Genomic DNA, 1,086 nt, shown 5'->3' with positions numbered 1-1,086 from the left:
GTGTCGACTTCAGGTGCACTTTGTCGCCGTCGATGTTGACCTCGAGCAGGTCGCCGATCGACTTGGCGGTCGCCAGCAGCGTGCGGTCGTAAGCGGTGTCCGCCGCGCGCAAGGCTTGGCGGTACAGCACGACAGTGTTGATGACGATGAAGCCCAGCACCGGCAGCAGGATGCCCAGCATCAGCCGGTCGCGCAGTGAGCGATGGGCCCACCACCGTCTCACTGGTGCACCCTTGGGCCTGCGGCCCGCCCGGCCCACAGAGGGGCCGGGCGCTCGCCAGGCGTGATCCGTCCACTGGGACGGACCACGTCCGGGCTCTCTCCCTCCAAGAGGGAATGAGCACCTTCGGGCGGCCGTGCGGTGCTCATGCAGCAGGGGCTTTCAACAGGTAGCCCAGGCCACGCAGCGTCACCAGTTGCACGCCGGTCGGCGCGAGCCGTTTGCGCAGGCGATAGGCCACCACCTCGATCGCTTCGAGTTGCACCTCGGAGTGGCCGGGGAAGACCGCTTCGAACAGCCGCTCCTTGGCCTGCGCGTGGCCGGGGCGCTGCAGCAGCGTGCGCAGCAGCGTGGCTTCGCGGGGGGCCAGCTCCAGCGCCTCACCGCGAAAGTAGACCGCGCCGCTGTCGGTGTCGCAGCGTAGGCCCGCGAACTCGGGCGCAGCCAGCGCCGGCGAGCTGTTGCCGGCTTGGGCCTGGCGACGGGTGAGGGCGCGGATGCGCGCCTCCAGTTCGTCCAGATCGAAAGGCTTGGGCAGGTAGTCGTCGGCGCCGGTGTTCAGACCGATGATGCGATCGCCGATGGTGCCGCGCGCAGTCAACACGATGACCGGTGTCGTCAGCCCTTCGGCACGGGCACGCTCGAGCACTTTCAGGCCATCGAGGCCGGGCAGGCTCAGGTCCAGCAGCACCACGTCGGGTACCGAGGACTGCCAGCGTTCCAGCGCGCGGGCGCCGTCGCCACAGGTGGCCACGCGCATGCCGCGGCGTTCGAGCGTGCGCTGCAGCGTGGACTGCAGTGTGGGGTCGTCTTCGATCAGCAGGACTTTCACCGCAGCGACCTTAGCACCCCGTTTGCCCCTTGCC

General features: G+C 69.1%; 2 protein-coding genes. Both read right to left on the bottom strand.

From position 1 onward, the window contains the following. Positions 1-223, bottom strand: a 223-nt coding sequence (locus AC1DYI_RS36555; RefSeq protein WP_477208974.1) for a sensor histidine kinase N-terminal domain-containing protein, incomplete at its 3' end; no start/stop codon positions are given. Positions 224-365: 142 nt separating this feature from the next. Then, the gene (locus AC1DYI_RS36550; RefSeq protein WP_477208973.1) at positions 366-1,052 is read right to left on the bottom strand and encodes a response regulator transcription factor; all 687 of its coding nucleotides are present in this window, start codon (positions 1,050-1,052) and stop codon (positions 366-368) included. Positions 1,053-1,086: the final 34 nt, after the last annotated feature.

The organism is Ideonella sp. P3_A4, assembly GCF_056403075.1.
Note: the sequence above shows the minus strand (reverse complement) of the source record. Positions and strands in the feature narration are given on the sequence as shown.